This is a genomic window from Actinacidiphila sp. bgisy167, assembly GCF_057707665.1.
This window is the reverse complement of the sequence record NZ_JBYIQP010000047.1, coordinates 15,237-35,981: the sequence shown is the minus strand read 5'-3', so window position 1 is coordinate 35,981 and position 20,745 is coordinate 15,237. Positions and strand designations below refer to the sequence as shown.

The window sequence follows — 20,745 nt, the reverse complement described above, 5'->3', positions numbered from 1 at the left end:
CCCCCCGCGCGTGGTCCACGCGGAGAGCTCCGCCGTGCTCCTCCGCTCCGAGCTGGGAGGGATCCCTGACATGCCTCGCCCGAGTGACTGGAACGTTCTCGGTCTCCACGGGGACCCGACCCCCGGAGACCCGGTCCAGATCCGTCAGCTGGTCGACGACCTGGTCAAGATCGGTTCGCAGGCGAAGGCGATCGCGCAGGCCATCGACAAGGTGATGGACACGGCGGACAGCAGCGTCTTCGCCGGAAAGACCGCGGACGCGCTCCGGGGCAAGGTCGACGACCGGCTGCGCAACCACATCAACGACGTGGCGAACTCCTTCTGGGAGGTGTCCCAGAACCTCGGCGGCTGGGCGAACCACATCGAGGAGGCCCAGCGGAAGGCGGACGGCGCTCTGTCGGCCGGACGCGGCCTGGCCAAGGACGACCCGCAGCTGGAGGCCCTCCGGCAGACAGCCGAGAGCGCGGGGGCGGAACTCGACGCGGTGGGCAGCACCATCGCGAACGCGATCCACAGCGCCTCGGACATCCGGCTGCCGATCTCGGACTGCCAGGTCTTCTGGGAGATGTTCCAGATCCTGGCGATCATCCTCATCGTCCCGGCGCTGATCTTCGGCGGTCCGGTGGCCCTGCTCGCCCTCGGCGTCAACATGACGTTGTTCATCAAGGCGGCCATCGACTTCGCCCACGGCGACATCGGCTTCCTCGACCTGTTCCTCGCCGGGCTCGGCATCATCGCCCCCACCACCAAGGCGCTGCCGATCTTCGCCATCGGCGGCCTCCTCAAGAACGGCTTCAAGGCCGTCCTCCAGTTCGGGCGCAACAGCCTGATCTCCTTGAAGGACATCGCCAGCGGGTTCCGGTTCGCCACCGTCCTGACCGGCCTGCGGGACGTCGCGCGGATGAGCATGACCTGGGTGCGCCAGGGCGGACTGTGGGTCATGCAGAACTTCCACACCGTGCCCGCGCTCGGCGGCACGGTGTTCGTCAAGGGCGGGCTCGTCGTCGTGCAGGGCATCCGCTCCATCCCCGTGGTGGTGCGCGGCTGGGGATCGGCCATACGGGCCGGGACCCCCGTGGCGTGGAGGAACTTCCAGGTCTTCACCCGGGAGACCTGGAGCAGCCAGATGGGCGGCGCCAAGTGGACGCGCCTGCTCCTCCCCGTGACGCACACCGACATCGCGGAGTTCGGGCTGAAGGGCGCCCTGCGCATGGGCTTCTGGGACCGCGGCGTCTTGGGCCGCGGTGTCTGGGACATACCGGTGGGCGGCACGGTCGCGCACACCGTGAGTGCCGTGCCGATGGGCCCGCACGGGGCGACCTCGCACCTCGACCTCGGGCACGCCAACATCAACATGGCGCGGATGGACCTGGAGAACGTGCGCTTCGGCAACTTCTCCGACACCCGCACCTCCATCCGCCCGTCCTCCTTCTCCGTGGAGCCGGTCAGCACCGTCGACCTGGCGGGGCTGCGCGTCGGCACGGTCAACCCGGTCGCGGTGCACGGGGCGAGCTCCGTGATGGACAACTCGATGGCCGGTTTCCGCGCGGTGCGGCACATGGACGACGTGGTCGACATCGCCGGCACCCAGATGAACCGGATGAAGATCGACGCCTTCGACGCGGCGCCCGGCCAGATGGGTGGAGGACTCGGGGTGAGCGCGGCGGCCCCGGACGGCCTCGCGACGCACTCCTCCGGCCTGTATGTGCCCGGCTCCGCCAGCGCCCCGGCGGTACACGAGGGCGTGGACGTCTCCGCGCTCGTCGCCAAGGGCTACGGGGGCAACCTGCTGGCCCAGGGCCCGGCCGGCCTGCTGACAGCACCGCCCGGCGGAACCGGGGCGCTGCACACCGCTCTGACCGGGGTGCCCGCGCCGACGCCCGGCAGCACGGCGATCCATGACGTGCTGACCGCTCCCGGCACCCCTGGCGCGGGTGCCGCGCACACCACCCTGACCGGCGTCCAGGCCCCGCCGAACGGTGCGGCGGTCCACGACCTGCTGGCGTCCCCGGGCGGAACGGCCGGCACCCATGGACCGCTGAGCGGCGTCCCCGGGCACCAGAGCGGCGCCGGAGCCGGCGGATCGGCGTTCGACCTGCTGACCGGCGGCTCCAAGGTGGCGCCGAACAACCCGGTGCCCACGCACATCGGGTCATCCCTCAGCGACAACACCGCCGGCGCGGCCCGCGCCAACCAGGCCCACCTGGCCCTCGACGACATCGTGGGCCCCGCCGGCAGCGGCCGCCCCGGCTCCGTGGTCACCGACGCCGTGCACGGTTCCCCCAATCCCGGCGCTCCCGGCACCGGCCTGCCGAAGGGCGGGGTGCACGGGACGCCTCCCCGGAACCCGGCCCGTTCCGCGCTCGACCTCCTCGACGACGGCCGCGGCGCCCGTCCCGTCGACCAGCCCGCCTTCGCCGGCGCGCCCGGAAGCGGGAAGGCGGTGGATGCCGACGCGGGCCACGCGTTCGCCGGCGCGCCCGCCAAGAGCACCGACGACCTGGTCGTCACCCCGGGTACGCACGACAAGGTGGCCGTCACGGGTGAAGGAAACGTCGCGGTGCCCCTGCGTCAGGAGCCCGTACCCACCCCGACCGCGGCGTCGGGCGGCGGCCACGTGCTGTCGCGTGAGGCGGACCTGCTCCACGAGGTCAACCTGAAACTGGGCAAGATGGGGGCCGGCGCCGTGACGGTGGAGACCGTCACCGCCGCCCGACAGGCGCTGGAGGACCTCCGCGGCGCCGCCTTCACCAAGGTCGATGTTCGCGCGCAGGCCGACCAGTTGGCCGTGCACCTCGCCGGTGAGGGGCGCGTGAAGCTCCCTGGCGGCGTCCGGGACACGCACATCGCCGACGACGCGCCGCTCACGGCAGGACCGGGCGGGCACCATGCACCGCCGGTCCCGCCGAGGCCGGAGAGCGGCCTGCTCGACGGGCTCGACGACCTGGTCCTGGACGACGCCGGCCTACCGGCGCGTGCGCACCTCGGCGCGGACGATCTGGATGTGCCTGTGCCGTCGCATGTCGGCGCGGACGCCCTCGACGCGCCCCTGCCCTCACGTTTTGACATGGACGACGACTCCATACCGGGGTCCCCCGTCGGCGCGCACGGAACCGAGGACCTGGACGGCTTCGCTCAGTTCGTCGACCTGTTCCGTCCGCTGCGGCGGCATGTGGAGCAGGCCATCGACAACCCCGTGGCGGACATCGAGGTGGCCCTCGTGGCGAACCCCGGCGGCCGCACGTGGCGCGAGTTCGCCGACGGGGAAGTGGGCCACGCCATGGTGTCCGTGATGCTGCCGGGTGAGCGGAAGGCGCTCACGATCGGCTTCTATCCCGGGGACGAGGGGAAGCTCTTCGGCCGGCCCGGTGCCCTCGTCAACGACTCCGACTACCTCCTCTCCGGGCACGTCCGCGTGCTGTCCACCTACCGGATCACCGCGGAGCAGCTGTTCGATGGCTACCGGTACGCCATGGCGAACTCCGGTGCCGTCTACGACTTGTTCCGCTACAACTGCGTGCGTTTCGCCGAGGGCTTCGTCTCCGCCGCGCTCGGCAAGTCGGTGGCGGACCTGTGGGTGGCGGCCCCTTACCGTCTCGCCGACGCGATGCTGAGCCCCCACGGCGCCTGGCACTGGGCGGACGGCACGGGACCGGTGGCCAAGCTGACCGCGGACGACACGATCCGGTACGAGGACGCCTTCTCCGAGCTGAGCGACTGGAGGCGGGTAGCACCCGGCGAGGCCGCGGACGCCACCGACCAGGCGCGGCACTTCGTGTACTTCGACCATCAGCGTCCGCTGATCGACGGTGTTCTCCCGACGGTCCCGCAAAAGGAACGTCTCGGGCTGCTGGGTCAGTTCGAGACGATGGTCACCCACACCATCCTCACCTCGGGTGAGGACGCGGGACGCCTGCTGTCGCGTCAACTCGGCGAGGCCTACGGCACGCTCCGCCCTGGGCTGACCGACCTGCCGGCGCCCTCGGTGCCCGCGTCGGTCGTCGACGACACCCTCCTGGGGACGGGCAAGGGTCCGCTGGGCGGCGTGCCGGACCCGGTGCACCGTCCCGGAGAGTCGGCGGTGGGGCACTCGTTCACGGATGTGCCCGAGTCCCCGCTGTCAGGCAAGGGGCGGCTGGGCAGGGTCCCGGAGCCGTTGCAGCTTCACTGGTCGGCGGTCGGGGATTCGTTCACGGACGTGCCGGGGTCCTCGGTGTTCGGCAGGAGCCCGCTGGGCGGCGTGCCGCATCAGGGGCGTACTCCCGGTTGGTCGGCAGGGCGCACTCCCGGTTGGTCGGCCGTGGGGCACTCGTTCCCGGACGTGCCGCTGTCGCCGGCGCGTCTGGAGATGGAGCAGTTGCTCAACAGCATCGACGACATGCTCTTCGAGATGGGTGTGTTCCGGGCGCTGGACGATGTGCCGTCCTTCCCCCCGACGCCCGCGCATCCCGGGGTCGGCGGGGCCGATGTCCACATGGCGGGTGCCGGTGGGCCGGAGGTCCACGTGGCGAGGGCCGACAAGGCCGATGTGCACGTTACGGGCACCGGTGGGCCGGAGGTCCGCGTGACAGGGGCCGACGGGTCCGATGTCCATGTCTCGGGGACCGCTGAGGAGTCCCCTGTTCCGAAGGTGGACAAGGGCAAGGGCAAGGCGCCGGTCGACACCTCGGTCTCCACCGGGGCCGGGCGGGACCTCGATGGTGTGCGGGGCGGCTTCGGAGACGACCTGGCGGAGATCGACGCTGCGGCGGCCATCAGCGACGCCCGCCGGGAAGTGCTCGAAGCCCGGAGACTCCGCGACGACCTGCAGACGCGCTACGCGAACGGCGTCGGCACCTCGGCCGAGGTGGACGGCGTCCGATACCTCGAGTCGTGGGAGCAGGTCAGGCAGGCCGACGCCGCGCTGGCACGGGCGGAGGCCCACTGGACGGAGTTGACCGGCGGTGCGCCGCTCCCCGAGGTGCAGGCCTTCGACGGCCACGGTCTCGGCGGCGGTGCGCCGCGGCTGCCCCAGGGGCTGCGTTCGCTGCTCCACCTCGGTGGCCGCGCCGACGATCTTCCGCCGGCTCCCCAGGGGATCGTGCAGAGTGTGGACCACGTCCCGTCGGCGACCCACGTCGTCACCCCGCTCGAGGGCGGGGGCCTCAGCCACGCCCTGGTGCCCAGCGGGCAGGACCTGACAGTGGCCCACTGGCTGAGCGAGCCGCAGTCGGCCCACGGATGGCCCAAGGGCAACGGCAAGGAGGCTTACGAGGGCGACCTCAAGGCCTACCAGGACGTGCTGTCCAAGGGACTGGCCGGCGCCGGGGACGACGACGCGCTGAAGACGGTGCTGGTGCAGCAGCAGAAGTCGTTCCAGGAGAACGTGGACCTGTTCCGTGCTCTCGAGGGACGCACGGAACTGCGGAACCTGCGCATGCCCCAACTCGCTGCGATCGTGATGGCCGAGCGGCGGGCACTGCGCACGCTCTCCGCGGACACGGACCTTCTGGCCGGCAAGCTGCGCAGCGGCGACTGGAAGTGGGCGGAGGCCTACCCGATCGAGGGCGCACAGGCCCACGAGCTGATCGCGAAGGTCCACAAGCACCTGCAGGAAGACCTCTCCCTCACGGTGAACCTCAAGATCGGCGACACGCTGCCGGGTGGGGGGACGCTGCTGGACGCGATGACCGGGAACCAGCAGTTGCTCCGCAACGCCTGGGAGACCAATACGGCCGGCGCGGGCTACTTCGTCACGCGCGGCAACGTGGAGGAGACACTCGGTCTGCCGGCGTCCGTCAAGCGCACGACGGAGGCGTCCGGGATCTACCCGGGCCCGGCTGGGGCGCGCTTCGCGCCGACCGCCGGCGACCTCGTGGACCTGCCGAACTATGCGGCCCTCACATCGAAGTACCGCCCGAGCGGTGTGAAGATGTACGGGCAGGCGGTCTTCCACCTGAAGAGCGACGTGATGCAGCGCGCCACGTTCACGCCGGCGGATAGCTTCAGCGACGGCCTTCAGGGCGCCCGGAGCGTCACCGGCAGTGGCAACATGCTGCCGCTGCTCAACCACGGCCATGAGCCGCTGGTGCGGTTGGCCTTCGCCGAGGCGACCGATTTCCAGTACGACAGCGCGTTCCGTGGTTTCCGGGACGCCGGGACGCTGGAGCGCAGGCTCGCCAGGTACTTCGAGGCCCAGATCCACGGCGGTGTGAAGTGGGACGACCTCGACCGCGTCGTCCTCGTGAACGACGGCTTCAACCCGGCGGCGCTACAGGCGCAGAAGCTGCAGCTGGAGCAGTTCGCCCAGGCCAGGGGGCTGTCCTTCACGGTCGAGGTGCACGACGCGCGACTGGGCGTGGCTCCTGCCCCCGGCGTGCACCCGGCGCCCCCCTCCGCCGGCGGATCAGGCGGCGCCCACTCGGGCGGTGCGGGTGACATCGCGCCCTCGTCCGGACGCGGGCCCGTCCCGAGCAGCGGCCACCCGGGCGGCGGCCCCGACGCACCGCCGGCGGCCGGCGGCACGTCCGGCGCCGTGGTCGACGGGATCCACGAGAGCTACGGCGACCTCCACTTCACCGCCTCGCTCCTCGACGAGCACGGCGTGCCGAGAGACGACCTCTTCGGAGGCACAGCCGCGCGAGTCGAACAGTCCGGTGACGCCTCGTTCGTCTCCCCGTCCGCGCCGTCGGGGCGGTCGGTTTCGTCGGTCCCCGTCGCGAAGCTGACCGGGGACGGAATTCTTGACGTGATCGTCGGGAAGGGTGGCGGCAGGTCCGGGGATCTGCGTCGCACGCTTGGTGGTTTCGAGTTCGGGGCGAAGCCCCGCAATAACGGGGGTAACAACCTCATCTCGCGGCCGATCGTGGTCACGGTCAAGGATGGTGGGACGGAAGCGAAGGTGGCTGTCCATCTGAATGTGGTCCTGACCTCGAGCCATGAGACGCGTGTGGGGGGTCACTCGTCGATCACGATCAAGGGAAGCGATTTCCATCTGACGGCGCGGTCGAAGGCGTCTCAGGATTTGATCGACAGGTATGGCCCGTCCAGTTTGACCGCGGACAATTCGATTCATGTGGGGCCGAGTAACGCGGATTCGGGTTGGAAGACCAGGCCGGACCAGTTCGGGAACCTCGCGCGGGAGTTGGGTGTTTCGGAGCAGAAGCTCATCGAGGCTTTGGAGAGGCGTTTTCCGCCGGGTGAGTTGGTGGACACGGTTTACCGGTTCCAGGATGACGTGAAGCGCGCGGTGGTTCATGGTTCGGGTGCGGAGGATGTGCGGGTTCGCTTCGAGGGGGACAGGTCGTTCCCGGTTCGGGGTGAGGGGGGTGGTGTGTCGGCGCGGGCGGTGCCGCCGGTGCATGGTGTGGGTGGTGTGCTGGATGACGTGCTCGCGGGTGCGGGTGCGGGGCGGGTGGATCTGAGGCTGGTTCCGGGGTGGGATGCGGCGCGTGGTGCGGCGGTTCCGAGGTCGGTGCAGCAGTCGTGGGTGGATCCGGTGTCGATGCCGCGGGGTGGTGGTGCGCATGCGCCGCGGTATGAGGTGCGTAGTGGTTTTGATGTGCGTACATTCTCGGTGGGTGATCGTTCTGTCACTGATCTGACGGTGCGGGTGCGTTTGGAGGGTGGGGGGCTTTCGCCGGCTGAGTTGGATGGGTTGTGGGAGCGTGCGCTGGGGGGTGTGGAGAGGGTCTTCAACCGTCCTGGTGAGGTGTTGCCGGACGGGAGTGTGCTGCATGTGACGTTGGAGCGCGTCAGTGGTGGCGCTTCTGATGCTCATCTGAGTGTGCGGGTGGGTGGTTCGGATGGCGTGATGAACCAGCACCAGTGGCGGGTTGATGCGACCGAGCAGGATTTGGCGCACGAGTTGGGTCATCAGTTGGGTCTGCGGGACGAGTACCGCGACACGACGGCGGGGCATCGTCCTGAGGTCGACGGTTCGCTGATGGGCAATTACCACAATGCGGCTCCGGATGGTTTGTCGCAGGGTGGGTTGCGGTCCCGTTATCTGGAATTGATTCACGCGCAGGTCCGTAACCACGATCACGTGCCCACGCCCCATGTCACCTCGGCCGCGGACGACGCGGTCTCACCCTCCTCGCCGACCGGGAACCAGACGCGGGCCGATGCCGACGCGCTGACAGAGACGGACGCCGCCGAGGCCGTACAGGAAGCCGTACGGAACCTGGCGCAGGCGAACCAGCGTCTTCACGAGCTTGAGGCGCTCGACCTGCTGGGTACGGGATCCTCGAGCAGGACCGCGCTGGACGCGGCCCGCGAGCAGGTCCGCGCTGCGGAGATACGGCTGCGCGAGGCGTCGGCGGCCGAGGTGCGCCTGAACGCCGCGGAGGACGTCCTGACCGCACACGTGCCGCCCGTGCCACCGGTGTCGCAGCTGGATGACGCCGGTTCCACTACGGGGACGTTCCACTCGGCGCTGGACTCGGATGCGGTCTCCGAGGTGGGGACGTTCCACTCGGCGCTGGATACGGATTCGGTCTCCGAGGCGGCGACGTTCCACTCGGTCGGCGAGTACTTCTCCGAAGTGACGGAGCCGGGCCTGCGCCAGGTCGACGGGGCCGGTGGGACCTTCACCCGGTACGACGAGCACGGCAACCTCGTTGCCACCGGCCGGCCGCTCCCGGAGTTGCCGGGCGTGCCGGACGGCCTGCACCTGGTCACCCCGCCGCAGGGCGCCGCCTGGCTGGAGGACGCGAGCGGTACGCGCATCGTCCACGTCGGCGACCAGGAGGTCACCGCCACCGACCACGGGCTGCGGATGACGTACGTCGGCACGGGCGGGCCCCGGGACGGGGAGTTCATGGAACTCGGCGCCGACGGCTCCCTGGTCAAGCAGGGCTTCAACGTCCTGGACCGGGGCCGTTCCACGTCCTACCAGTACGTCCTTGACCACAGCAGCGGCCTGTGGCAGCGCACCGGCCGCGACGGCGTCGGAACGGGTGTCTTCCACCACGGCACGGCGGATCTGAAGGGCGCTGCGAACGGCAGGGTGGTGCTGCTCAGCGCGACCGGCGCACCGGTGCCGGTCTTCGAACGCCGTCCGCTGCCGGGCGGCGGGCTTCTGGACTCCTTCCGCCGTACCGACACCATCGACTTCGGCCGTACCAACCCCCGTACCCACTGGGCGCGCTGGGGCGAGGACGGTGTCCTCTCCGGGACGGGCATCCGCGAGTACGACACGGCGGGCACCGGCTGGCGCGACCTCGACGGGCGCGGCAACGTCGTCCACGAGTACCAGGCCGGTCTGCAGAAGCACGGCAACGGCACGGGCCACACGCTGGCGCTGGCGAACGCGGACGGCGAGTTGCGCTGGCACCGCTACGACGGCGCCTCCAGGGAGCTCGCCGAGGGACCGCGGACCCCGGACCGGCACGATTCCGGCTGGACCGACTACCTCGCCGGCGACGGGCGGACCGTCGCCCAGCGCAAGTGGGGCATGGGCCACCTGCCGGAACGCGCCGGGCAGTACGAGGAGCACACGCTCGTTCAGGACCCCGGTACCCCCGGCGGGTGGAAGACCGACGGGACGTGGCAGCGCCAGTCGCCCCACGGCAAGAAGGTCGGCAAGGCCGAGCGGGTGGACGGCGCACTCCTGGTCACCGAGCGGTGGAGTGAGCAGCGCCCGCCGGTCTGGGTCCGCAAGGCCTGGCTGCCGGGTGCACGGGACGCGGACAACGCCTACGCCCATGTGCTCGGCGACAACGCCTACCAACTGTTCACCTGGAAGAAGGGGTCGATCGGAACCGGTGAGGGGAGCTGGGGTGTGCGGTACGTCGGCTTCGACGGCGGCACCCTCGACCTGACGGCGAAGGGCGACTTCGCGCGCCTGACCACCAAGCTGCACGACGGCACGACGCTCAAGGTCGGCGACCACGCGAAGCGTCCCGCGTACGCCCCCGCGGCCGCGGGTCACCAGCCGTGGGAGGCGGGAAAGCTGACCGGCTACCGGGTGCCCAAGGATCCGGCGAGGGACGGGATGCATTGGCAGGACGTCTTCCGGGGCGCGGACGGGCAGATTCGTGTCGCCCGCGAAGGGCTGCCCGGTGGGCAGGTGCTCGAGTACAGGGACCCCCCGCTGGTGGGAACGCCGACCGGTCTCGGGGCTTGGGTCACCCGTGACGCGCACGGCAACGTGACGGGATTGCGTCAGGCCAATCCCAACGGCCTCGGGGACAGCTTCATCGAGGGCACGGGGAAACCGGGCTCCGCGAAGTGGACGTGGCGGGAGCAGGACGCCAAGGGCAGCGCCCTCGGTCCGTCCGGCACCAGGAAGTTCTTCCGCGGCTCCAACGACTGGAAGCTGTCGTGGGACGACTCCTTCCGGGACTTCGACGCGCAGGGCAATCTCGTCCGCGAGCGCCGCATGCTCGACAACGGCGCCTATGTGGACGCGTGGCGCGACGACAACGGCCGCTGGCTGGCGCGGAAGTTCGGCAAGGACGGAGGGCCGGTCGACCCTGAGCCGCAGGTCCGCAGCTGGTGGAACGGCACGGCGTGGCAGGATCAGTGGTCGCACGGGGCCCAGCGCTTCCGTGACGAACAGCGGCCGCTGCCCGGGGGTACGGGTGCCACCGTCCGGCTCCGCGAGGTGCCCGCCGGGCACGGCGGCCCGCTGCGGGTGCGCGAGTACGACACCGCGGCCGCGACCCCGCACTCGGTCTGGAAGGAGTTCGACCACGGCTCCGTGGTCCGGGAGCGCAGGGCCGAGAAGGCCGCCGACGGCACCGTCACCTACCTGGAGACCGACGCCTGGCGCGGTCAGTGGAACCGCTACGACGCCAGGGGCAGGCTCCTCGCCCAGCGCACCGACAGCGGCCTGGTCTGGGAGCGCAACCCCCTCGGTCAGATGAGGCTGGTCGGCAACGAGTACGACTACCGCGGGCCGCTGAGCGAGATCCGCGGCTGGGGGCGCCGGGTCCGCGAGGCCCAGCGCATGCCGTGGTCGGGCACGGTGCTCCCCGACGGCCTCGAAGCGCTCCGCGAGGCCCGCTACCGGCCGTACTGGCAGGTGGTGGGGGGCAAGGCGCTGGTGGAGTTCGGCCAGGAGTTCGTCCTGGAGTTCGCCGCCAACCTGGCGGTGAACGCCATCGTCGACGCGGCCCAGAACAAGCAGTTCAACGGGGCCGACGTACTGAAGGCGTTCGCCAACGCCGCCGTGTCCTCGGGCGTCAAGACCGGTGTCGGCATCGCGGTGCACGAGAACCGGGCGCCCGGGTTGCGGGAGCTCGGCAACCTCAAGACGACCCTGGCCAACGTCGACAGCGGCAAGCACCCGCAGCGCAGGCCGTTCAACCACGAGAAGACCTGGTCGAACGAGTGGGGCGGGAACGAGACCCCCACCCGCTGGCGGGGCGGCATCTACGACTTCACCTTCTGCGCGGGCACCAGTGTGCTCTCCGGGTGGGTCAACGGCGCCATGAACGCCGCCGTGTGGGGCGTCAGCGACGCCAACGGGAACACCGTCAAGCTCAGCGGCGCGGACGCCTTCCTGGACGGCGGCATCAACGCCACGGCGGCCCTCACGACGTCGGTCTCCACGGCGCTGGTGAAGAACCTGGTGGTCATGGGCGGCGGAAGCCGGCTCTTCCACCGGCAGGGCTTCGCGGACTTCTGGGTCCAGCTGCCGTTCAAGATCTTCGAGAAGTCGATCCAGACGCTTTATCTGACCAGCAACTTCCGTGCCGGCATGAACCCGTCGTGGTACCAGGTACCGCCGGCCGGCACCCAGCAGCAGTAGAGGATCCGGAACATGACCCGTCACACCGTGGCCCCGAAAGGACAAGGCGGCCGGGGGGCCTTCCACCGGATCGCCGACGCGGTGCGCGCCGCCGCACCCGGCGATGTCGTGGTGATCGCCCCTGGCACCTGGACCGAGGCCGTGGTGCTGGACCGCGCCGTCGTGCTCACGGCCGAGCACGGCCGGGGGAGTGTGGTGCTGGCCGCGCCGCCGGGGCACCTCCCCGCCCTGACCGTCGACGGCACGGACTGCGCCCTGCACGGCGTCACGGTGTGGGGCGCCGACGATGCGGCCGCCGCGATCGCCGTCTCGCCCGGCGCCGGACTGGTGATGGAGGACTGCGCCGTCGAGGGCGGGCGCGTCCAGGCCCGCGGCCCGGAGGACGACGAGAGCGGCACGACCGCCCTGATCCTGCGGCGCTGCCGCCTGGAGCGCGCCCGGCTGGCCGGCCTGCACCTGGCCGGGGCGGTGCGCGCCCGGGCCGAGGACATCAGCGTCACCGGCGTGGACGGCACGGGGGTCGTGCTCTCGGGCACGGCCCGGCTGGACGCGGCCCGCCTGCGGCTGGACCGAACGACGGGCTCGGGCGTACGGCTGCGCGGCAGCGCCCGCCTGCGGCTCGCCGACTCCACGCTGACCGGCACCGGCCGGGCCGGCCTGCTGCTGGAGGAGGCCGCCGAGGCCACGGCCGGCGAGCTGCGGATCGAGTCTCCGGGAGCGGCCGGTGTGCACGTCACCGGCACGGCGCGCGCCGAGCTCTCCGACTGCCGGATCCGCGGGGCGTCGGCCAGCGGGGTCGTGGTCCAGGACAACGGGGTGCTCAAGGCCAGCGGCTGCGCCGTCGCCGATGCCGGGGCGAACGGGCTGCTCGTCACGGGTGCCGCTCAGGCGCGGCTCGCGGACTGCCGCATCGATCGCAGCGCCTTCAGCGCTGTCCACCTGTCCGGCACCGCCACCGGGCGGCTGACCGACTGCCTCGTGCGAGACGGCGCCGAGCACGGCGTCCACGCGGCGGGCGAGGCCCGCCTGGAACTCGCGGACTGCGGGATCAGGAACGTCGCCATGACCGGTGTCGCGGTGGCCGAGCAGGCCGTGGCGACGGTCACCGGCTGCCGCATCGACGAGGTGGCCAAGGGCATCGACGTCGCCTCCACCGCCGCGAGCCGGGTCGAGCACACCACGGTCACCGCCACCAAGGAGACCGGGGTGCAGGTCGCGACCGGCGGCACCGCGGTCCTGACCGGTCTGCGGGTCACCGGAGCCGGGGCCGCCGGAATCGTCGTCGACAAGGGCGCCGAAGCCACCCTCAACGGCGGCTTGGTCGAGGACTGCGCCGGCTCCGGCGTCGTCGTGTGGACCGGGGCCCGCTCCACCGTCGTGGACCTGCGCATCGACCGGCCCGCCAAGAACGGCGTCTTCCTCGCCGAGGGCGCCGCCGGCACCTTCACCTCGCTCGAGGTGTCCGGCTCCGGCTTCCCCGCGCTCCATGTCGGCACGGGGGCGGACCCGGTCTTCCGGCACTGCCGGATCCGCGATTGCGCGAACACGCTCGGAACGGACGAGGGCGCCGCCCCCGAACTCCACGACTGCACCGCCGACGGCGCCCCGCTGACCTTCGGCGGGCCCTCGGCCGCCCCGGCGGCACCCGCCACCCCGGGCGGGCCCACCGCACCACCGGACGGAACGCGCCCCGCGGCCGCCGACGACGACCAGGACGAGCCCGAGGAGAGCCTGGAGGACCTGCTCGGCGAGCTGAACGCCCTCGTCGGCCTCGACCGGGTCAAGCACGACGTCGGCTCGCTGGTGAAACTGATGCAGACCGTCCGCCGCCGAGAGGAGGCCGGACTCCCGGCCCCGCCGCTCAGCCGGCACCTGATCTTCGCGGGGAACCCCGGCACCGGCAAGACCACCGTGGCCCGCCTCTACGGCAGGCTCCTGAAGGCCCTCGGACTGCTGCGCAAGGGCCATCTGGTGGAGGTCGACCGCACGGCCCTGGTCGGCGAGTACGTCGGCCACACCGGCCCCAAGACCACCGCCGCGTTCAACCGGGCCCTGGGCGGCGTGCTCTTCATCGACGAGGCCTACACCCTGGCCCCGGTCGGCGCCGGCAACGACTTCGGCACGGAGGCCATCGGAACCCTGGTCAAGCTGATGGAGGACCACCGCGACGACGTCGTCGTGATCGCCGCCGGCTACCCCGGCGACATGGACCGCTTCGTCGGCTCCAACGTGGGCCTGTCCTCCCGCTTCGGCCGCACGCTGTTGTTCGAGGACTACGGGGCGGACGAACTGGTCTCGATCGTCGAGTACCAGGCCGCGGAGCACCGGTACGAACTCACCTCCACCGCCCGCGCCGAACTCACCCGGCTCTTCGAGCTCCTCCCGCGCGGCGAGGGCTTCGGCAACGGCCGGTCCGCCCGCCAGATGTTCCAGGAGATGACGGAACGGCAGGCACAGCGCGTCGCCGAACTGGACGACCCCACCGCGGACGAGCTCATGGCCCTGGAGGCCCAGGACCTCCCGCAACCCGCCGCCCACGGCTGACCGCCCGCTCCGGCACCCCCTACAGGTCGAGCACCACGTCCTCGCGCGGCCTTGAGCAGCAGACGAGGGCGCTGCCGGCGGCGGGTTCGTCGACGGGCTCGGGGGCGTACGCCACGCCACCGGCCAGGACCGGGGTCTCGCAGGTGTGGCAGACCCCGGTGCGGCACGACCAGCGGGTCGGCACGTCGCAGGCCTCGGCGAGTCCGAGCAGCGTGCCGTACGCCGGGTGCCACGGCACGCTGAGGCCGCTGCGGGCGAAGGACACCGACGGCCCGGTCGGCTCGCCGGGCGCGGCCGCGGGCGGGTGCGGGGCGCGTGCCGTCGCACCGACCACGCCGGGGTTGATCGAGGACAGCGCGCCGAAGGTCTCCCTGTGGATGTGGTCCCCGGTCAGGCCTCCCGCGGTCAGCGCCTTGACCATGTCGTCCATGAAGCCCTGCGGCCCGCAGACGTAGGCGTCCGCGTCCGGCGGCAGCGCCAGCGCGGCGATCCGCTCCGCGTCGAGCCGGCCCGCCCCGGTGTAGTCGGCGCCCACGCGGTCGCCCTCCTGCGGCCTGCTGTACGCGATGTAGGCGTGTGCGCCCGCCAGCCGCCCCACCAGCGCCCGGGACTCCGCGGCGAACGGATGGTTCTCGCCGTCGCGCGCCACGTGCAGCCACCACACCTCGCGCCGGGCGGAGCCGTCGGCCAGCGCGTACAGCATCGCCATCACCGGCGTGGCGCCCACTCCCGCGGACAGGAGGACCACAGGCGTGTCGCCCTCCCCGAGGACGAAGGTGCCGCGCGGCGCGGCGACGTCCAGGAGATCGCCCTCCCGCACGTGCCGCCGCAGGTAGCCGCTGCCGGCGCCGTGCGGCTCCAGCTTGACGCTGATCCGGTACTCCGCCGCGCCGGGCCGCCCCGACAGGGAGTAGGTGCGGATCAGCGGCGGCCCCTCGGGGTCCGGCCGCATCCGGACGGTGAGGAACTGGCCCGGCATCCCGGCCGGCAGGGGGCCGCCGTCCTGCGCGGCCAGGGTCAGCGAGAAGATGCTGCTGCTTTCCTCCCGGACCCCGGCCACCCGCAGCGCGCGGAAGCCCGGCCAAGCCGGGGGAGGGGCCGCCGCCCCCGTCAGCCCCGGGTTGCCCGCGGCGCCGTCGCCGTCCTCCGCCGGGGTGTCGAGCAGCGCCCGCATCGACGCCTGCCACCCCGGACTGAGCGCGGGGATGCGCAGGGCACGCTCGACCTGGTCCCGGGGATGCCCCGGCAGGTAGAGCAGCGCGTCGATGTCGGCGACGGTCATCGCCTCCGGCCCGGTCCCGATCTTGACGATCTCGTCGCCCGCGGTGACCTCGCCCTCCTCCAGCACCCGGAAGTAGAAGCCCGGGCGCCGGTGGGCCACCAGCAGCGCGGCCATCCGGGGCTCCGCCATGCGCATCCCGACCCGATAGCAGGTCACCCGCGGCTGCGTGACCTCGAAGACCGCCCCGCCGATGCGGTACCGGTCCCCGATGCACACCTCGTCGTCGGGTAGCCCGTCCACGGTGAAGTTCTCGCCGAACTGGCCGAAGGTGAAGTCGTCCCTGCCGAGCTCCGTCTGCCAGTGGCGGTACGAGTCCAGCTGGTACACCAGCACGGCCCGCTGCTCGCCGCCGTGCCCGCCGAGGTCCCCCTGCCCGTCGCCGTCGACGTTGAGCCGCCGGACCATGCGCGGGCCCGAGACCGGCTCCTTCCACACGCCTGTGAACGTCGTCCGGCCCTGCCACGGAACGTTCTTCGGCATACCGACGCTGACGGCGAGCAGTGTGGCCATTGCGCCATCTCCCTCGTAGCGCGAGCCCCCACCTCCCGGCCACGCTATTACGCGGCGCGCGCCGCGCAACCCGGCCGGTGCCCCGCCCGGCCGGGCGCCCGGCGGCCACGGCGGGGGATGGCGCAAGGGCGCGGCGGTGTTGACCGACCCGAGAACGCCGGAGCCAGACGGACCGGAACCTCGATGGACGGAGAACCGCACCACTATGTCCACCACCGTCGACCACGCCCACCCCGCCGAGCCCGGGGGCGAGCACGCCACGACCGGCGCCGCCTCCGCCCCGCACAACCCCGTGTGGGCCGCACTCACCGGTCCGCACGCCCGCTTCGCCGAGGTCCGCGGGCGCGCCGCCCGGTACCGCGCGGACGTCTCCGTCTTCGCGGGTCTCGGCGACCCGGCCGACCCAGCAGCCTGGGACGACCTCGCCGGGCTGCTCGGGCCCGGCGGCGCCGCCCTGGTCACCGGCTCACCAGTGGTCCCCGATCACTGGGAGGTCGTGGAGGGCGGCGAGGGCGTGCAGATGGTCGGCACCGCACTCCGCGCCGAGCACGCCCAGGAGGCCGTGCGGCTCATCCCCGGCGACGCCGACGACGTCATGGACCTGGTCGCCCGGACCCGTCCCGGCCCCTTCCTGCCGCGGACCCTCGAACTCGGCACCTACCTCGGCATCCGGGAGAACGGGCGTCTGATCGCGATGGCCGGGGAGCGCCTGCGGCCGCCCGGCTGGACGGAGATCAGCGCCGTCTGCACCGACCCAGGCCATCGCGGCCGGGGCCTGGCGACCCGCCTGGTGAGCGCCGTCGCCGCAGGTATCCAGGAGCGCGGGGACACCCCGATGCTGCACGCTGCCGCGAGCAACACCAACGCGCTGCGGCTGTACGAGTCGATGGGCTTCTCCCCAGGCCGCCGACCGCTGTTCCTGCTGGTTCGCGCGCCGCAGGCGCGATCCCAGAAAGCGTCGGCCGCCCGGGCGGCCTCCTCAGGGTGCCCGCGACCGAGCCGCCGACCCGTGGTGGCCGGCTCCGGGGCCGCCTGCGGCCCACGAGCGCCGCGTCCGAAGACCGTCTTGCCCCGCCGCCGGCCCACGGCGGCTGGGCCAAGGGAACAGCCTCGCGGGGACGGGCCGGGCACCTGCCCGCCCCGGGCATGTGGCGGTACGCGGCCCGCCGCCCGGCCGGCTCGCGCCGAGCGGCCCTCAGGCGCCGGCCGCCAGGCACACCACCGGGACCCGCTGGACGAGGTTGTTGGCGAAGCCGCCGCGGTTCCAGAGCTGTTCCAGCGGCTGGGTGTGGCCCTCCGCGTCGGTGGCGCGGACGCTGAGCACGTGCCGGCCCGGCGTCGCCTCCCACGTGGAGTGCCAGCGCCGCCAGGCCCAGCGGTGGTCCTGGTCGCCGAGTTCGGCGGCATGCCAGGTGCGGCCGCCGTCCGCGCTCGTCTCGACGCCGACGATCGGCGCGCGGCCCGACCACGCCCGGCCCTCCAGGAGCTGCGGGCCCGGCCGGACGACGCGCGTGCGCGTCATGAAGTCGGGGAAGCCGGGCGGCACCATGAGCGCGCGCGGTGCGATGCGGGTCACCGGCTCGCCGGGTTCGTCGGGCTCCTGCCGCAGGCGGTACGCCTCGGACTGCTGGAAACCGGTGAACGGCGTATCGGTGAGCCTGATGTCGCGCAGCCACTTCACGTGCGCCATGCCGTACCAGCCGGGAACCACCAGGCGGACGGGGTGACCGTGCTGGGGCGGGAGGGGCGCGCCGTTCATGGCGTACGCGACCAGCACCTCGGGGTCCTCGGCGGTCGCGGCGGCGACGGTGAGCGAGCGCTGGTAGTCCTGCTCGACCCCGCGCTCCACGCCGTGGTCGGCGCCGGTGAAGACCGCCTCGACGGCGTCCGGCTCGACGCCTGCCTCCCGCAGCAGGGTGCGCAGCGGCACGCCCGTCCAGTCGGCCGTGCCCACCGCCTCGGTCAGCCAGGGCTGGCTGACCGGGCGCGGAGTCAGCCCCACGCGTCCGTTGCCGGCGCACTCCATGGTGACCCGATGGGTGACGGCCGGGTACCGGCGCAGGTCGTCCACGGACAGTTCCAGCGGGGTGCGGACCTTGCCGCCGATGGTGAGCCGCCACGTCTGTGCGTCGGCGGGCGGGATGTCGAAGTGGACCAGCACGTAGTGCAGGCCGGGGGGTGTGACGTCGTAGCGCAGGGCCTCCAGGGGCAGCGCGTGGTTGCGGGCCGCCAGGCCCAGTTCGTCCATGCCGATGCCCTCGGCCGGGTCGGCCAGCCGGGACGCGGCGCTCACATGCGCGATGCTCGGATCATCCACCCCACCAGTGTGCCCCGGCAGGGCCCGGCAGTTCCCGCCAGGTCACGGCAGTCCCCGCCAGATCACAGCCGGGCCCGGTCGAGCAGCGCCCGCAGCACGGGACGCCGGGGCGACTCGGGGGGCAGCGCGCGCAGCGCCGCCTGCAGAAGGTCGACGTCGTGGTGATTGCCGGGCCGGTCCAGCCAGTCGAGCAGCAGCCTGGCGTCGCCGCGGTCGCGCAGGGCGCGGCGCAGCGCCCAGTGGAGCTCCTCGCGCGCATCGACGATGGCCGGGGCGTCCGAGCCGGGCAGCAGCGCCCCCGGGTAGCGGGCCAGGGCCCGGCGGTGGGCCCCGCGCGCGAGGAGCGCGCGGACCTCGTCCGCGTCCGTGGTGGCCGGCAGCAGCAGCCGGTACGGGCGTGAGCCCAGCACCTGCGGGCCGAGCAGTCGGCGCAGCCGCGACATCTCGGCCCGCAGGGTGACCCGCGCCGACTCGTGCTCGTGCAGCCGCACGGTGAGCGCGTCGGCGCCCAGCCCCCGCGGATGCCGGGCCAGCAGGAAGACGATCTCCGAGTGCCGAGGGCTCAGTTCGACCGTCCCGTACGGCGAGGTCAGCAGTGCCCGGTCGCGTGCCAGTACCTCCAGCCGCGCCCCCGCGGCCTTCGCCCCCGGCGCGGGGTCGCGGGGAGCACGCCGCGCAGCCGCAGCAGCCGCAGTTCGGCCTCCGCCGCCGCCACGGTGGCCCGCACCAGGGCCAGGGCGTGCGGCGCCGCGATATGGTCGCCGCCGGTCAGGTCGATCACGCCGATGACCGCACCGGTGTCCGGGTCGCGCACCGGGGCCGCCGAGCAGCTCCACGGGTGCACCGGACGGATGAAGTGCTCGCCCGCGTAGATCTGCAGGGGCCGTCCCAGCGCGACCGCGGTGCCGGGCGCGTTGGTGCCGACCGCGTCCTCCGCCCACTCCGCGCCCTCGACGAAGCCGATCCGCTCGGCCCGCGCCGCCAGTCCCGCGGTCCCGCCCGCCCCGCGGGCGGCGTGCCGCGGTGAGGCTCGGGCCGCGGCGAGTGCCTGGAGGCCGCCCGGGAGGGCGCCGGCGCCGGGGAACATGGTGAGACGTCCTGATGCGGCGTCAGCGAGCCGTCACGGGCGTCGCCGCCGGCGTGCCGGTCCTCGGGTGCGGGGCGCGGCCCCGCACCGGGGCCGACGCCGGCGCGGGACGCGGGAGCACCCCGTCAGGCGGGCACCGAGTCGCCCTCCGGGCGCGCCTCGGGCAGACGCAGCCGCGCCGCGGCCAGCGCCGCGTCGACGTCCCGCATGCCGGTGGCCACGCACAGCGTGTACGAGACGTCCGCCATCCGGCGCCGTACCTCGGGGTCCGCGGGGTCCAGCAGCCTGAGCGTCTCGTAGCGGTCGACCAGATCGCTCAGCACGGCGGGGTGGGCCAGCAGCACGTCGTCCTCCTGTGGGGCGGGGCATCGGATCACGGCACGGTGTACCTGGCTGCCGCCTACCCGGACTTCGTCCGGGCACGCAGCCGTGCGCGACGGGAATCAGCGGCGGGTCCGCTCCGGCAGGGCGGTGACGATGATCTCGCGGGTGGCCGTGCTGTCCTCGACACCGCGGAAGCCGGCGAGGGCCAAGGCGTCCAGCACCGGCTTGTGGAGGGGACGGCGGTGCGCCCCGGCCGTCGGAGGCGCCGCCGCCGCGCCGGTGCCGAGCAGGGTGTCCCAGCGCACGACCACACCGCGGGGCCCCGCCTCCACGGCGGGGCGGTCCTCGTCGCCGTGCCGGGTGAGCGGGAGCCCCGCGTCCAGCAGGGCCTGGCACACAGCGGTGTGCAGGCGCCGGACGTCCGCGCCGAGCCGCCGGGCCGACGGGCGGGACGGGGTGAGCGCCCCGCGGTTGCCGGTGAGGTCGAGCAACCGCACGACGGTGTCGCTGGTGGCGGTCACGGTCAGCGTCCGGTGCGCGGCCATGGCACGGTTGCGCAGCTCCAGCAGGGCGTTCAGCCCCGCGCCGTCGCAGCCGGTGACGTCGCGCAGGTCCAGGTCGAGGCCGTCTCCCCCCTCCAGCGCGGCGAACAGGGCGCGGCGCAATTCCGGCGCGCTCCGGGCGTCGAGCTCCCCGATCAGGACGGCTTCGGTGCGCGCGGTGCCGCGGGGACTGAGCAGGATGGTCAGGCGTGCGGGGGACTCGTGCCGCCTGCTGGGTCCGGCGTCCGCCGGGACGGAGTGCACCCGCAGATCGGGAAGGTTGTCCGACATGCCGTACCTCCTGCACTTTCGCTGCTCGCCGGTGCGTGCACCACCTCGGTGTGGAGTGGTGGGAAGACATGAACGACGCCCGGCGGCCACAGGGACATCACAGGGCAAAAG

The 20,745-nt window shown here is 72.8% G+C and carries 8 protein-coding genes and 1 pseudogene; 3 read left to right on the top strand and 6 right to left on the bottom strand.

Going from position 1 to position 20,745, the window contains the following annotated elements; translation table 11 throughout:
* Positions 1 to 70 precede the first annotated feature (70 nt).
* The gene (locus tag AC3ET4_RS18765; protein WP_431950775.1) at positions 71 to 11,737 is read left to right on the top strand and encodes a hypothetical protein; all 11,667 of its coding nucleotides are present in this window, start codon (positions 71 to 73) and stop codon (positions 11,735 to 11,737) included.
* 12 nt (positions 11,738 to 11,749) lie between these two features.
* Positions 11,750 to 14,281, top strand: a complete 2,532-nt coding sequence (locus tag AC3ET4_RS18760) for a right-handed parallel beta-helix repeat-containing protein (RefSeq protein ID WP_431950773.1) — start codon at positions 11,750 to 11,752, stop codon at positions 14,279 to 14,281.
* A gap of 19 nt (positions 14,282 to 14,300) precedes the next feature.
* Here the strand turns inward: AC3ET4_RS18760 and AC3ET4_RS18755 are convergent, their stop codons facing one another.
* The gene (locus AC3ET4_RS18755; RefSeq protein ID WP_431950771.1) at positions 14,301 to 16,073 is read right to left on the bottom strand and encodes an MOSC domain-containing protein; all 1,773 of its coding nucleotides are present in this window, start codon (positions 16,071 to 16,073) and stop codon (positions 14,301 to 14,303) included.
* Positions 16,074 to 16,278: 205 nt separating this feature from the next.
* Here AC3ET4_RS18755 and AC3ET4_RS18750 point away from each other — a divergent pair.
* Positions 16,279 to 17,019 (top strand): annotated as a pseudogene (locus tag AC3ET4_RS18750) (GNAT family N-acetyltransferase); the annotation flags it as partial.
* 249 nt (positions 17,020 to 17,268) lie between these two features.
* On the opposite strand, the gene AC3ET4_RS18745 reads toward AC3ET4_RS18750, so the two are convergent.
* The 5 genes from AC3ET4_RS18745 to AC3ET4_RS18725 all read right to left on the bottom strand — a co-directional run bounded on the left by AC3ET4_RS18745 (position 17,269) and on the right by AC3ET4_RS18725 (position 20,634).
* Positions 17,269 to 18,321: a sulfite oxidase gene (locus AC3ET4_RS18745; RefSeq protein WP_431950801.1), complete on the bottom strand. Its 1,053-nt coding sequence runs from the start codon at positions 18,319 to 18,321 to the stop codon at positions 17,269 to 17,271.
* Between the two features lie 131 nt (positions 18,322 to 18,452).
* On the bottom strand, positions 18,453 to 18,881 hold the full coding sequence (locus AC3ET4_RS18740) for a hypothetical protein (protein WP_431950769.1): 429 nt from the start codon (positions 18,879 to 18,881) through the stop codon (positions 18,453 to 18,455).
* A 98-nt stretch (positions 18,882 to 18,979) separates the two neighbouring features.
* A complete protein-coding gene (locus AC3ET4_RS18735) occupies positions 18,980 to 19,477 on the bottom strand; it encodes a GAF domain-containing protein (protein WP_431950767.1) in 498 nt (165 codons plus the stop codon).
* A gap of 125 nt (positions 19,478 to 19,602) precedes the next feature.
* Positions 19,603 to 19,854 carry a DUF5133 domain-containing protein gene (locus tag AC3ET4_RS18730; RefSeq protein ID WP_431950765.1) on the bottom strand — a complete coding sequence of 84 codons (252 nt, stop codon included), beginning with the start codon at positions 19,852 to 19,854 and terminating at the stop codon, positions 19,603 to 19,605.
* A gap of 66 nt (positions 19,855 to 19,920) precedes the next feature.
* Complete coding sequence (locus AC3ET4_RS18725; protein WP_431950763.1) at positions 19,921 to 20,634, bottom strand: STAS domain-containing protein; 714 nt, start codon at positions 20,632 to 20,634, stop codon at positions 19,921 to 19,923.
* Between the last annotated feature and the right edge of the window lie 111 nt (positions 20,635 to 20,745).